This is a genomic window from Bradyrhizobium sp. 35, assembly GCF_023073215.1.
Lineage (GTDB): Bacteria > Pseudomonadota > Alphaproteobacteria > Rhizobiales > Xanthobacteraceae > Bradyrhizobium > Bradyrhizobium canariense_D.
In genome coordinates this window covers 13,493-28,177 of the sequence record NZ_JADPJC010000012.1, presented here as the reverse complement: position 1 = coordinate 28,177, position 14,685 = coordinate 13,493, and the positions used below count along the sequence as shown (strand labels likewise).

Here is a 14,685-nt window from a genome sequence, read left to right as displayed (position 1 = left end):
GGTTGAACGCAAATCCCTGCGAGCAATTTCGTTCGCGTAGAAATTCGAGTGTGAAATGTCGTCAGATCAAACCGTCCTCTCCGCAAGCGGCTTCATCAACTCCATCGGCGTCAACACGCATGCCGGCTTCGGGTGGACCGACTACAATAACCTCGCGTTGATGGTCGATGACCTGAAGTATCTCGGTGTCACCCATCTCCGCGACGCAATGGGAACCAGCCCCGCCGCACAACCGGTCGTTGAGGGGCTGGCGGCTGCCGGCTACAAGTTCGACTTCCTGGTATCCTCCGCCCTGCCCCAGCTGGGTGCGGCCGGCCTTCAGAAGTATATCGTGTCGCTCGAGAAGTTCGTGGCGAGCCATCCGGGCAGCATCAGCGCCATCGAGGGGCTCAACGAGGCCAATCACCAGCCCTTCAGCTACAATGGCAGTTCGAGCCTTGGCGCCGCGGCCCAGTTCCAAAGCGCGCTCTATCAGGCGGTCAAGGCAGACGGCACGCTTTCCAGCATTCCCGTCTTCAATCTGTCGCTCGCCTACAACGATCCCCAGGGCTACAGCCAGCTCGGCAACATGTCGGGCTCGGCCGATTTCGCCAATGCGCATGCCTATGTCAGCACCAGCTTAACGACCAGCAGCTCACTTGCTGCCACCTTGAGCGCCGTCTCGACCGCGGCGCCGGGAAAGCCCGTCGTGATTACGGAGACCGGCTACACCACCCAGGCCAACACCCAATATCTCGGAGTCGACGAGACGGTGCAAGCCAAGTCGGTCTTGAACACCCTGGTCGATGCCTACAAGGCTGGCGTGAGTGCGACCTATCTCTACGAGATGTTCGACCGCGACTCGTCCGCCAGCAACACCAATCCCGAAGCCAACTTCGGCTTGTTCAACTCCGACGGAACGCCAAAGCTCGCCGCGACGGCAATTCACAACCTGACGAGCATTCTGGCCGATGACGGCAAGGGCGGCCTGCAGCCGACTAATCCATTGAACTACACGCTGAGCAACATGCCGGCCTTGGGCAACAGCATGGTGCTGGGCAAGAGCAATGGCGCCTACGAGCTTGTCGTTTGGGCGGAGCCGAAGCTCTGGAATGATGCGGCCGATGCCGAGATCTCCAATCCGGCCCAGACGGTCACGGTGAAACTTGGCGGCATGCATCATTCGGTCAAGGTGTACGACACGCTGACGGGAACTACCGCGATCGCGAGCTACACCGACGTCAGCACGATTACGATTCCGGTCAGCGATCACCCGCTGATCATCGAGATCGACGCGCCCGCGACCACCCCGATTCCGCCTGACACCCGAACCAGTGTCAGCGGTACGGCTGCCGAGATCGTGCCGCAACTGTCCGACCTGAGCACGTCGACGGCGCTTCAAACCATCACGCTAACCGACTCGCATGTCCTGCCCGTCGCTTCGAAAGCGACGATGGACTATATGATCGCGCATTACGGCAGCGCACTGTCCAAGATCCAGGGCGGCCATTCCTTCTCCGTCACGAACTCGGCCGCGACCTGGAGCAGCACGAAAACCTATGACGCCAGCGGCAACCTCCTGTCGAAAGCGGACACCGGCCTGAACGCAAGCGGACTGCCTATTTCGACCACGATCGGCTACACCGACGGGTCCAAAGACGCGATCGGCTACACCGGTGGCATAAAGACCACCTCCGTCCATTTCGCTACCGACGGCACCAAGACCACCGATACATACAACACCACCGGCACGCTTCTCAGCGAGGTCGTGCAAAAGTCAGACGGCTATTATTCGACGACCATCTACACCAACGGCGTGAAGACCACGGTCTATGTCAAGAACGCCGACCACACCCAGGACAACTATACCTACAACATCAAGGGGCAGAGCTACACGAGCCAGGTCCAGCACCTCGATTCGACCGGCAAGGTCACGTCTGTGGTCCGCAGCCATGCCGACGGCTCGCTCGATTCGACACAGGTCTACAACGGCGATGGCAGCAGCGTGATCACCACCTATAGCGCCACGGGGGTCAAGCTGGTCGAGACCGACTACCATGCCGATCGCAGCAAGGACGTCTGGACCTACAACATCAAGGGCCAGAACTATGCGACCGAGCACGACGTTTACGATACGACCGGCTTTCTCACGACCCTGACGCGCCTCCACACCGATGGCAGCCTGGCGTTCAAGCTGACGCAAACGACCGACGGCACCAAGACGACCGATTGGTACAATGCCGCCGGCGGCCTCACCAGCGAAGTCGTGCAAAAGGCCAACGGTTTCAGTTCGACGACGCTCTACAGCAACGGCGTCAAGACCAACGCCTATGTCAAGAATGCCGACGGCAGTCAGGACAATTACGCCTATGGCATCACCGGCCAGAGCTACAGCACGCTGATCCAGCACGTCGATCCCTCCGGCAAGGTCACGGCCGTGACCCGCAAGCATGCCGACGGCACGCTCGACTATACGCAAATCATCAACAACGACGGCAGCAGCGTCGTCACCAACTACAACGCAGCCGGAACGAGGACGAAGGAAACCGACTACAACGCCGATGGCAGCAAGGATATCTGGCTTCTCAACATAACCGGCCAGACCTACACGACCGAGCACGACATCTACGATGCGGCGGGCTTCCTCACCTCGCTGGTTCGCACGCACGCCGATGGCAGCCTGGCTTTCAAACTGCAGCAGGGCAGCGACGGCACCAAGGTCTCGGACTGGTACGACGCCAGCGGCATTCTCACCAGTGAGGTCCTGGAGAAGACGAGCGGCTACAGCGCAACGACGATCTACACCAACGGCGTCAAGACCGCGGCCTACATCACCAATGCGGACCAGAGCCACGACAATTACAGCTACAATATAACAGGTCAGAGCTATACCACGCAGTACCAGCACCTCGACCCCTCCGGTGTCACGACCGAAGTGGTCCGCACGCATGCCGACGGGTCGCTCGACTACAGCCAAGTCGTCAATAGCGACGGCAGCAGCGTGGTGAGCAACTACAATGCCTCCGGCGTCAAGATGACGGAGACCGATTACCACGCCAACGGTTCGAAGGACGTCTTCCAGTTCAATATCGTGGGCCAGACCTACACGACCGAGCACGACAGCTACGATCCGACCGGCTTCCTCACTAACATCGTGCGCACCCACGCCGATAGCAACCTCGCCTTCACGCTTGTCCAGAGCTCAGACGGGACCAAAACCTCGGACTGGTACGACGCCAAGGGCGTTCTGACCAGCGAGGTGACGACGAAGATCGACGGCTATAGCTCCACGACCGCCTACACCAACGGCGTCAAGACTGCCGCGTACATTACCAACGCCGATGGCACGTCGGACAATTGGAGCTACAACATCAAGGGGCAGTCCTACACCACGCAGCATCAGCACCTCGATGCCTCCGGGCATATCGTTGAGCTTACCCGGACCCACGCCGATGGCACGCTGGACTATACCCAGGTCATCAACAACGACGGCAGCAAGCTGACCGGCATCTACGACGGCTCCGGTTCCAAGACCCAGGAGATCGCCAACAACGCCGACGGTTCGAAGGACGTGTTCCTGTTCAACTTCAACGGACAGGCCGGCACGACGCAGCACGAAAACTACAATTCAGCCAATGCACTCCAGTTCTTCGACGACACCAAAACCGACGGCACACACAACGTCACGGCGGTTGCGAGCGGCGTGACGATCCAGGGCGGGGCCGGCAACGACCTGTTCTCGGCGGCGCCGAGCTCGACCACAATCGTCTACGATCACGGCCAAGACCAGATCGTCAACTTCCAGGCCGGCGACGCCGCCACTCACGACGTGATCCAGATCTCGAAGCTCCTCGCCGCGGACTACGGCCATCTGCAAATCACGCAGTCGGGCGCGAACGCCCTGGTCACGCTTTCGGCCAGCGACTCGATCCTCCTGAAGAACGTCAACGTCGCCAGCCTGACGAGCCACGATTTCCTGTTCGTCTGACCACGGCGAATTGTCCGCAGGATCGCATCAATATCTCAGGCGCCGGGACCAGCTCAGGCAAGTCCCGGCGCCGTTCAATAATTAGGCGGTTGCCTTGTCGCGAGGCAGGAGCTGCATAACGGCTATTCGCCTGCCGTCGAACGCCGGCCCAGCGAACTTGCGTCACAATTGACCGCTAAGCAGACGGTAGCGTCAGGCAAGGAATTCGACACGCGATGGAAGCCAATGAAGCAAGACGGTTCGTCGTTCTCGACTTCTATCGTTTCGTTGCCGCTCTCGGCGTTTTCATTTTCCATCTGAAGACCATCGACAGCGGTATCGCGCCGATCTGGAACGGATCTTATGGCCTTTTCGTGGACATGTTCTTCATCTTGTCCGGGTTCGTGATCTCCTATTCCTATCCGTCTGACGCGCGTGGTCTCAAGGCATATTCCCGGTTCATGATCCGCCGCATTGCGCGGATCTATCCGCTGCATTTTCTGACTTTACTCGTGTTCGTATTGCTGATCGGGTTCGGTCTGGACCGATCGGCGAGGTCGACGCCGCTGGACTTCCTGTACAACCTCGTGCTGCTTCAGGCCTGGGGCGTTACCGATCATTTGAGCTTCAACTCTCCGTCCTGGTCGATCAGCGCGGAATTCTTCTGCTATCTGATCTTTCCCCTGCTTATGCTGCTTGCACGCAAGGTCCATCCGCTGGTGCTGGCCGCCATCGTCGCTGCGCTCTATCTGGTCCTGGCCCACGGCCATTTGCCGATCTGGCAAGAACGATCGCAGATGTATGGAGCCAATTATGACTACGGGATGCTCCGTGCGCTGCCGAGCTTCTTGAATGGAATCCTGCTCGCCATATTGTTCAGGTTGTCGCACCCGTATCGGCACAAGCCGGTCGTCTTCGCCGGCATCGCCCTGTTCGGGATCTCCGTGCTTGTCCTGAACATCTTCGCCAAGCCGGATCTGGCCATCATTCTGTTCTCCTGCGCGATCCTGCTCACCGCCGTCGGGGAGAGCGCTTTCGTGCAAATTCCGGGCAGCCGCCTCCTCGGGCGGCTCGGCAACACTTCATATTCGATCTACATGCTGCACGACGCCGTCCTCATCGCCGTATTCAAGCCGTTGTGGGCGTCGCTTGGTCTGCGTCCGGATCAATTTGGCCTCTTTGCTCTCGCGTGCTGCGCGATCCTGACCATCATCGCCGATCGCACCTATGCCTATTTCGAGAACCCGGCGCGGCGGCTGATCAATCGTGGGGCCGACATCGGATTTGGATCGCCGCGCAAAGTGCAATCGTCCGCCAAGACGCCTGCCACCAACAAGACGTCTGGCACCAAGACGTCCGTGCGTTTCGACGAGACGGAGCAGGCCGCCAACTGACGTCCGCCCGCTTCCCTCAGGCGACCTTACCGTCGGACACCGCGTCAACCGACATCAAACCATCGCCCCGCAGCGGAGCGATGTTGGCGCGCGACAGCTCCATGACTGCCGGCAGCATATTGCGGACCTGCGCGCCAGCCGTCTTGTAGGCGCCGAGGAACCTCAGCAGAAACTTCTCGAGATTGTCTCCCGCGAGCAGTTGCTCAGGTGAGAGAAGAAGCGATTCGCTCACACCGAAATGAGCGAACAGGCCCTGGAACTTGTCCTGGTATGTGATCGCCGCAACCGGCGTTCCCTGTCCGAGAGCCGCAATCGCAAGATGCATGCGGCCGGTGACGACGCCGTCCACCAGACCGACGACTGCCTTGATCTCGCTCGCTGACAGCACGTGCTCGACATGATGAACATGGTTGCCCAGCGCTGCGCTCAGGCGACCGGCCAGCGGTCGAAGGCAATTGTCGTCGGCGATCTCCGGACGATAGTCGTGCGCGAGCAACACCCAGCTCGCGTTATGCTCTCGAGACATGCGCTCGATTGCGCTCGCCGCGAGTTCGATCATTCGCCGTAGCTTGGCCGGCTCGGATTTCCTGAACAACATCGGGTGGATATTGAAGACAAAGACGTCGCGTCCCTGCCTGCGCTGCTCCGCAATCGCGGCCGCAATCTGCTTCACAGCCGCGGTCTCCGCCTGTGGCACCAGCATGAATGCGGAATCAGCGACGAGGTACGCACGATTCGGGGCGAACTCTTTGAAGCGCTGAAGAGATAGTGCATCGCGCAAATTCAAGACCACGCCGGGATCGAGCAGCCGAAACACCTCGCGCAATGCCTTGGCCGGACGGGAGTTGAAGCTGAATCCGAGCACGCTGACCTTGGCGCCGCACGCTGCCATGAGATCGGCGACGAGCAGCATGCGAGCGGCGTCCACGGGGGAATAGTAGCCGTCCAGCACGTCTGCCCCCAGAACCATTCCGAAATCCGGCCTGGTGAGAGAAAGCTCCTGCGCCACCGTCATATAGGAAAACGGCTGCCTCCAAAATTCGAGCGGCTTGAACCCCATTGCGCGCACTTCCGCGCTTGCCGCTTTGGTGGCGGTGACAATGTAGACCTCGATGTTCGGATGGGCCTGCTTCATCTCGCCGACGGCCGCCTCGATCATGGCCTCATCGCCGCGCGACTGATGAATGCTCCAGGGGTCGGACGGGAGCAGGACGAGCCGGCGCGGGTTGTTGCGCGGCGCGGCACTGCCGCCGATAGCCTTCCTGGCGATCTGCCACCTGCGCAACTCGAGCAGATCGACCGCAAAGGGCGTGTTCTTCGCGCTGTTGAGCCAGCCTCGGAGATGCTTGCGAACGGGTACCGGAATCAATTGCTTCACGACGTCTTCCTCGTCTTCATCAAGCGGTCGCACCACGCTTCACGACGAAAGCGATCAGGGAGAACAGCTGCTTTCGCCAGAACAGCAAGATGCTCATCAGATAGGTCGCCCCGAAACATGACGAGAGCAGTCCTATCCGCAAATAGGGATTCATGTCCGGGGTCGCTTCGCGGCATAGCGCAACTGCGCCATAAGCCAGAAGGATGGCGCAAAGACAGCCTGCGACGGGCCGCAGAAACTGGTTCCAGCTCAGGCCCAGCAGCCTGAGCGCCAGCGCGAACGTCACGGGCGTCACCACGAGCTGCGCGACAGCGAAGATGGTGGCCAGCTGACCAATGTCGTGCGACGGCAGCAGGAACATTGCGGGTACCACCGTGGCGAATTTGAGAATGTTCAGCAGGAAGACGTAGTTGGGCTTGCCCATGGCGCCAAAATAGGCGCTGTTCACGAACTGCACCGTCTGAATCGCGCCGATGAGCATCAGCGGCCTCATCACGGCTTCGCTGCCGGCCCATTTTGAGCCGAACAGCAGCAGGGAGAACTCCGGCGCGATCGCCGCCAGGAGCACAAAGACCGGAGAGCCAATCAATGCTCCGAGGCTCACGCTTCGCAGATAGGCGTCGGCAATACGGTGACGCTCATGCGCGATCTTGGACAGTGCGCTCAGCGCGACGTCCATGACCGCCTGTGTCAGCAACTGCATCAGGATAATGTAGACCCGCGCGCCCACCGTGTAGATGCCCAAGGCCGCGACGCCATAAAGCGACAGGATGATCATGTCGATCGTACGCACGATGGCGAAGTCCAGCAGCCTGTTCGACACGACGTGGATGCTGTAGCCGGAGAGTTCGCGCAAGCTCTTCAGATCGTAGCCGCGCATCGGGAGCCATCTGGGCTGGCTCCAGAGCCACAGGCCGCTGACCGCGCTCTGAACGACCACCTGGATCACGAGACTGAGGGCACCGAACCCGGCATAGGCACAGGCGATCCCGACCACTCCGGAGATCGCGGTCGCCACCATGGTCCTGAGCGCAAGCACACGAAAATCCATCTGGCGCTTGTAGAGCGCCTCCTGGAACAGCGTGGCGGTACCGATCGGAAGCGAGAGGCTCGCAGCCGTCAAGAGCGGCGCAAGTCCCTTCACGTCGAGCCAACGCTCGATAGCGGTCGCCAGCAGGGCGATGAGAACGGCAAGGAGGACCGATGCCGCCAGTGAGCAGAAAAATGGCAGTGTCACGTCCGCAGGCTCGAGCGTGCGTCGCTGGATCAACGCGTCACCGAACCCGAATTCGGAAATGGAGCTCAGGAGCAGCAGGATGAAGCCAACCAGCGCGGCAAGACCGAAATCCGCAGGATTGAGCAGCCGCGCCAATATCAAGAACAGAACAAATGACAGCGCACGGCCGCCCCAGTTCTGCGCCAGCGACCACAACAACGCGACCACGACCTGATGTTGTTTGCCCGGAGTGACGTTCATCAAAAAATCGACCCAATTCCGACAGATCCAATCACAATCGCCCGCTAGACAAACAGGGAATCGATGACCGCGCGTGACGTCGCCCTTTTCCACTCCGTCCCGATGGCGGCAGCAATCGCGCAGCAGTACGACGACGTTATGGCAATCAGATGAGCACCATCTATCATCCGATTTAGCGTGGAAGTGAGTTCAAATCGTGGACTACACTCCAACCGGCTCAGCGATGTGATGCAAAATGGATGCCTTGATGAATTCGCCTACCACCGCCTTCAATCGCAACTCCAGGCGCTTGCGCGTGGCGATCTACGCGCCGCATTTTGCAGAATATTCCTACCGGCTCGCGTCGGGCTTGGCGCGCCATTGCGATGTTCGCCTCGTCCTCAACCGCAAGGATGCGAACCAGCAGTGGGAACTGGCCGATATCGCGGTGACGACACCCTTCAACACAAGGATCCGCGATTTGAGCCTGCGCCGCGCCGGCGCCATCGGCATTCCAGCTTCATTCATGGACATAATTTCGTTTCGTCCAGACGTGGTTCATTGTCACGAAGTTCCGGAAGTCTACACATCCAAGCTGATCCAGTTCCTGCGTCCGCTTGGAATCCCGCTGGTGCTGACCGTTCACGACGCAATTCCTCATTCGGAAGGCGGCTCGGGCACCTCTCCGCGCGAGGACGGCTGGCGCGCGCGCATGCGCGCGGCAGCGTCAGTCGTCACGACGCACGGCGAGAGCTGCATTGCAGATTTCCGCCATGCGACGCCGGACTTTAATGGAGAAATCGTCTCCAGCATGCACGGCGTGCTCATGGTGCCCCCGACGCGCGCCGCGGCCATCGAACCCGAATCTGCACGAATCCTGTTTTTTGGGCGGATGTGGGCTTACAAGGGGTTGGACATCTTCATCGATGCGATCGACCTGCTGGACCGGCGCGGCGTGGCGCACGAAGCGATCGTCGCGGGCCGCGGTCCCGAGATGACGCGGCTCGGCGCGCGCATGGAGGCCATGCCGACGGTCAAAACGATCGATGCCTATATCTCGCCCGAAGATACGGGACAATTATTTCAGTCTGCGACCGTGGTCGCCCTGCCCTATAAGGATGCGACGCAGAGCGGCGTGCTGGCGTCTGCTTACGGGAATTCCCGTCCCGTCGTCGCCAGCGCCACCGGTGGCATTCCTGACGTCGTGACAGACGGCGTGAACGGGCTTCTGGTCCCGCCTGGTAATGCTGCCGCCTTGGCCGATGCGCTCGAACGCGTCCTGACCTCGAAATCGCTTACCGCGACATTGACCGACGGTGCACGGCAGACAGCGGCGGGCCAGTTGAACTGGGATCGCATCGCCGATGGCCTGTTGCCATCCTACCGCAAGCTTGCCGGCCGTACCGTGAGCTGATCGTGACTTATATTGCGATCTTCTAGGCGGACTGTTCCATCTTGCTCAATGACCGAAAGAACATGCCGCGGACCGCGCCATCCAACAATCGTCTCAGCCTCACCTCGATCAGCTCGTAGGTGATCGCGCTTGCAACCAGCGACATCAACGATCCCAGCAGGATGAATGCTGCCCACAGCAGCCAGCGGTCGACACCGACAGCGACGAGCTTGAGCCCGATCACCTGTAACGGAAACAGGACGAACGGGTGCACGAGATAAAGGCTGTAACTTATCTTGCCGACATACTGCAGGGCCGGCGTGCTGAGCGCCCTGGCGAGACCGGAGTCCGGGGCCAGCACCATGGCGAACAGCAAAAGGCCCGGAATAAGACCTACGAACGGGTGAAACAGCACCAGGCTCGCGTACATGGCGACCCCGCACGTCAGGCCCGCCATCAAGCCAAGAGGTCCCGGAATGGAGATGCGCCAACCCGTGGCGCTGAGAAGCATGCCAATGCAGAAGAACGCCGTGATCGGCCAATGCAGGAGACAGGCCACGCCCAGCAAGATCAGGGGCGCCGCCAGCATTCTCCCTCCGATGCGCCACACCGAGAATGTCAGCCCGAACCAGATGTAGAACGCCCATTCGTAAGTCAAGGTCCAGGCATTCTGCTGAGCGATGGGCAAGCCGAGAGCGTCCTGCACGAAGAACAGATTGGCCGTGAAGATCGCGAGATAACCGGTCAGATCGATCCCGCGGAAGAATTTGTAGCCCACGATCGGGCCAATCACGAACAGCGCGAGATGCAGCACGACGAACACCGGCATGATGCGCAGGACACGGTCGAAGAAGAACCTTGGCAGCGAGCCGTGCCGCACCAGACTGGCCGGGATCAGGAAGCCGCTGATCATGAAAAACAGCTCGACACCGTGGCCGCCGACATTGATCACCGATTGCAACCAGAGCCAGAGCGGCGGCAGGAAGCCCGGATCCGGAATGTCGTACACGCCTCCCTTTGGCATGTCGTAGAAATGATCCATCAGCACGCTCAGCGCCGCAATGCCACGAAGTCCCTGGACGGAGGGAACGAAAGATCCGTCGTATCCGGCATTCGGCTGGCGCGTTTTTTCGATCACTCAGCTGCCCCTTGCGCGCTGAGCGCCGGCTCGAGAACGACCGCCCTCCTGCGCTTCGACCGGAACCTCTGGCCGAACGAGATGCTGGGCTTCTCGACGAACGCATATGTCGACCAGCTGACCAGAATTGACAATGCTGCGACCAGCGCGGCGAAAGCGGCCCATCCCAGCGGTCCATCACCGAGCCAGACGAGGCGATGGATCCAGACGATCACGAACGGCGACATCAAATAGACGGAATAGCTGATGGTTCCCACGAACGCCATCGAGCGCCAGGCCATCCTCTCACCGAACGCCGCAAACGCGATGAAGACGAGCGCTGCGCAGACATAAGCCGACCCGATCGAATAGCTGTAGAAGAAGTTCTCCTGATAGACGCCGCCGAACCGCCTCTCCGCCAGCGTGATGGCGAAGATCGCATAGAACACCGTACAAACGGCGACGTGCGGCCATCGCAGCTTTCCGCCGATGACGGTGTCGCGGATGACCTTGCCCAGGAACATCGCCGAAAGGTTCAGCCCAACCTCCATCAGCGACGACACCGTCCTGCTTTCGATCAGAAGTGCTGCGGCGGTCCCGACCAGCGCCGCAGCAATGACAATCGCAACTGCAGTAAAGCGCCGGTTCAGCAATCCCATCGCGAAAAGAATGGTGCATCCGACATAGAACAGGAGCTCGATCGCCAACGTCCAGTAGAAGATCCAGAGGTTCGGGATGTTCACGAAAGTCTGCAGCATCGTCACGTTCGCGATGACCTGCGACAACGGGTAGGCATTGGCCTCCAGCACCTGCATCGTGACGAGCCCGATCACCATCGACGTCCAGTACGCCGGGTAGAGCCGAAAGAAGCGGCTGATCGTGAAATCGCGCACAGGAGTAGCACTGTCCGGAAAACTGAACGGGATGACGAATCCGCTGACGAAGAAGAACAGCACGACTCCGAACCGGCCGAAGTTCATGTAGTAGCCGATCGCATCGTGGAAGACCCAGTAATACGCGCCGGTGGGGTGCTTCTGGACGATCACCTCGAACACGTGCTGGAACAGCACCGCCAACACGGCAATGCCGCGCAGCGTATCGATGAATGCAAGCCGTCTATGCATCGTTTGTCTCATCTGCTCCCACGCGCTGCCGTCCCTGGCATATCTACGCCGAGACCCTCCAATGAGCGGATCGGCCGCGGCAATTCTATCGGAACGGTATCGGCTGCCCGTGCGGAGGTCGCCCGCCGGGAGAATACTTCGCTGAAGCTCAATGCGATGATCAGGAGCCCTGATGCTGGACCGTAGTTCAGGACGGTGATGGTAAACAGGTTGACCACGAAGAGCAGCGTCAGCTTGTAGACGTCGGTCGCTCCGAAGTTGGCGCGGAACACCATCACCATGAATGCGACGAACGGAAGCCCGAACATCAGGTATGTTCCGATGTAGAAGTTGTCGACCGGTACCCAGTACGCCGCGAGCGGCGAGAAAAGCTTCTGCGGATAGTTGAAGCAACCCGCGCCGCAGCCGGTTACCAGACCGATCGGCATCAGCTGGCTCATGTAGACGAACGGCAGCTGCCAGCTGTTATTGATGCGGTCGAGAATGCTGAACAAGGTCGAGTGCGGCACTGCTGCGGTGCCCGATGCGACCACGATCATGAAGAACGGAACGAGGATCGCAGCGAACGACCACAACGCGATCGCGCGGATCGCGGGGAAACGCGACTTCTCCGGCAGCATTCGCACGATCACCAGCAGCACCAGGTACAGCACGAGAACGATCATGGTCGTCTTGCTGGTGGTCAGACGAATGACGTAAACCGCCAGGGAGCCGTACAAAAGGCACCACAGCGTGCTCTTGCGGATCGACGTGATCGCAAACGACACGAGGATGAAGAATGCGGCCATGGTATTGTCGGCGGCAAAGCCCATCAGGCGCTGATCGTCACCGCCATAGGCCCACCATAGCCGGCCCGCCTCACGCACGGCGCCAAAGGATTCATATTTGTAGCCGACCCAGGGCATGAGGTAGAACTTGGTCAACAACACGCCGATGACGGAGAGATAGAAGGTCACGGCGATGATCGACAGCAGCTTTCGGTAGGAACCCAGGCTCGAATCGCAGAAACAGAATCCGACAAACACCGGCAGCATCATCTTGAAAGCCGAGATCGCGGCGGTCGCAGTGCCCATCATGAAGTAGCCGAGCACCAGCGACAGCATGATCTGCGCGAACACCAGGAGCGCCAGGGTGCTGCGATTGCCCAAAATGCAATGCACGAAGAACTGGGCCAGACACAGCAGCGCGACGCCGTCGGGCAGGTACCAGAGCGTGTCCAGATGAAAGATGCTGGTGTAGTAGCGGATCACGCCGCCGAAGGCGTCTCGGACCAGATAAACCCCGAGCGCGATCGCCTCGATGTTGAGGCTGACCAGCGTGATCTGCGGGCGCTGCAGCGCAAGGGCCGTCATGCTCGCCTCAATTCGTCAGCCGCGCCGATGCCGCCGGAGATGGCGAAAAATCGGGCCGGCTTCCAAGGGCATTCCGAAGCAGCTTACCGCCAAGACTCTCGATGTAGAGATAGCTGAAGTTCGAAACTACCAGTACAGCGGCCAGGGAGATCACGAGATTCAGCGTCGCCGGCAGCCCCGTCCAGATCGAATCGAGCGCCGCGATCGGCCGTGGCCCAAGTGCCCGCACGAAGTACTCCGCGAAGAGCACCACGAGCGCATGCACCATATAGATGGAGTAGGATCTGCGCCCCAGCCACACCAGCGGCCGCGCCACCAGAATCTTCGGCACCAGCAACGCATCCGGAAACGCCAGCAGCGTGCCAAGGAAGGCTGCGAAAACAAGCGGCGCCAGGAAGGTGGTCGCCGGATTGGTCTCTGCGAGGCTGACCAGGACGATACTGGCAATCATGGCGATCAACTGCAGCCCTCCCTGCACGGCAGGGCTCGGCTTGCCTGGCAGCCGACGAACGATCCTGACGGTCAAGACACCGAGGAAGAAGCTCACAAAGCAGCGAAGAATGCCGAAATCGGTCTGGAGTCCCAGACTCCTCTTGTCGAGCACGAAGACGATCACGACAAGACTTGCGACCGCGACGAGCCCGGAGACGGCGTAGAACCACGACAGCGAACGCATGCGCTGGGCCAGCAGGACGATCAGGCCGAACACCAGGTAGGTGTAGAATTCGACACTTATGCTCCAGCTCGGAGCGTTCCAGCTGAGATAGTCGATCAGTCCCACCGAATGCAGGAGAAAGACGTTGAGCAGGAAGGAATAGGTATTGTTCACCTCAAAGGCGGTCGGCGCGGCAACCACGACGCCTGCGGCGACCAAGCCGATACGCAGGAGGCGGAACAGCAGGTTTGCGATCAGCATGACGATGTGAAGCGGATAGACCCGCGCCAAACGCCGCACCATGAATTCGCGCAGCGAGAAGCGTCCGAAGTCGCCCTCGACGTAGCTCAACGACATCACGATGCCACTGAGAACGAAGAACAAGTCGACCAATAGCCACGCGCTTCTGAAGAACGAGCAATTGATCCACGCATTGTGTGGGAATGCCGCGAGAAAGGTCGGCATCAGCAGGAGATGGTGGATCACCACAGATGTCGCGGCGATACCCCGGATGCTGTCGAGCGGCAGGACATGCGCTTTCTCACGATGAACCAACTCCGTCACATCGACATTCCGTAGCTGTTGCACCGCAGCAGTCTGTATCAGGTCTTTGCGTGCTTTCAATCATCACGATCGGGGATTCGCGTATGACGCATGACGACCGGCGATAAATTCAACGCTCTCTGTCATTCGAACATGCGCGCGACAACTTTGCGCCATTTTTGCTGATCGAGGAGCATCGGGACGAACGAACTGACTCGCCGGGGCATGGTCGCGAGCATTTGCGAACAAAGTATGCGCGAAACCCGGCGGTGTTGCGATTTAGCCTGTACAGAAGATGTTTCTTGATCCAGGCGCTATCCACGCGCT

Annotated in this window: 9 protein-coding genes; 3 read left to right on the top strand and 6 right to left on the bottom strand. The window is 59.9% G+C overall.

The window, feature by feature from the left end; translation table 11 throughout:
- The first annotated feature begins 55 nt into the window (after positions 1-55).
- Positions 56-3,967, top strand: coding sequence for an RHS repeat protein (locus tag IVB36_RS02005; RefSeq protein ID WP_247371305.1), 3,912 nt, complete (start codon positions 56-58; stop codon positions 3,965-3,967).
- 215 nt (positions 3,968-4,182) lie between these two features.
- The gene (locus IVB36_RS02000) at positions 4,183-5,340 is read left to right on the top strand and encodes an acyltransferase (protein ID WP_247299642.1); all 1,158 of its coding nucleotides are present in this window, start codon (positions 4,183-4,185) and stop codon (positions 5,338-5,340) included.
- 16 nt (positions 5,341-5,356) lie between these two features.
- Here the strand turns inward: IVB36_RS02000 and IVB36_RS01995 are convergent, their stop codons facing one another.
- Positions 5,357-6,718, bottom strand: coding sequence for a polysaccharide pyruvyl transferase family protein (locus IVB36_RS01995; protein WP_247390424.1), 1,362 nt, complete (start codon positions 6,716-6,718; stop codon positions 5,357-5,359).
- Positions 6,719-6,737: 19 nt separating this feature from the next.
- On the bottom strand, positions 6,738-8,195 hold the full coding sequence (locus tag IVB36_RS01990) for a lipopolysaccharide biosynthesis protein (RefSeq protein ID WP_247390423.1): 1,458 nt from the start codon (positions 8,193-8,195) through the stop codon (positions 6,738-6,740).
- A gap of 295 nt (positions 8,196-8,490) precedes the next feature.
- Between IVB36_RS01990 and IVB36_RS01985 the strand changes: the two genes are divergently transcribed.
- Positions 8,491-9,588 carry a glycosyltransferase family 4 protein gene (locus IVB36_RS01985; protein ID WP_247363641.1) on the top strand — a complete coding sequence of 366 codons (1,098 nt, stop codon included), beginning with the start codon at positions 8,491-8,493 and terminating at the stop codon, positions 9,586-9,588.
- A 22-nt stretch (positions 9,589-9,610) separates the two neighbouring features.
- Here IVB36_RS01985 and IVB36_RS01980 read toward each other — a convergent pair whose 3' ends face one another.
- Genes IVB36_RS01980 through IVB36_RS01965 form a run of 4 tightly spaced genes read right to left on the bottom strand, consistent with a single transcriptional unit; the run spans position 9,611 to position 14,379 of the window.
- Complete coding sequence (locus tag IVB36_RS01980; protein ID WP_247371316.1) at positions 9,611-10,705, bottom strand: acyltransferase; 1,095 nt, start codon at positions 10,703-10,705, stop codon at positions 9,611-9,613.
- Positions 10,702-11,808 carry an acyltransferase gene (locus IVB36_RS01975; protein ID WP_018458855.1) on the bottom strand — a complete coding sequence of 369 codons (1,107 nt, stop codon included), beginning with the start codon at positions 11,806-11,808 and terminating at the stop codon, positions 10,702-10,704. The genes IVB36_RS01980 and IVB36_RS01975 overlap by 4 nt, the downstream gene beginning before the upstream one ends.
- Before the next feature lie 8 nt (positions 11,809-11,816).
- Positions 11,817-13,160 (bottom strand): hypothetical protein, encoded by a 1,344-nt coding sequence (locus IVB36_RS01970; protein WP_204513785.1) that lies wholly within the window; start codon positions 13,158-13,160, stop codon positions 11,817-11,819.
- 7 nt (positions 13,161-13,167) lie between these two features.
- Complete coding sequence (locus IVB36_RS01965; protein WP_247390422.1) at positions 13,168-14,379, bottom strand: acyltransferase; 1,212 nt, start codon at positions 14,377-14,379, stop codon at positions 13,168-13,170.
- Between the last annotated feature and the right edge of the window lie 306 nt (positions 14,380-14,685).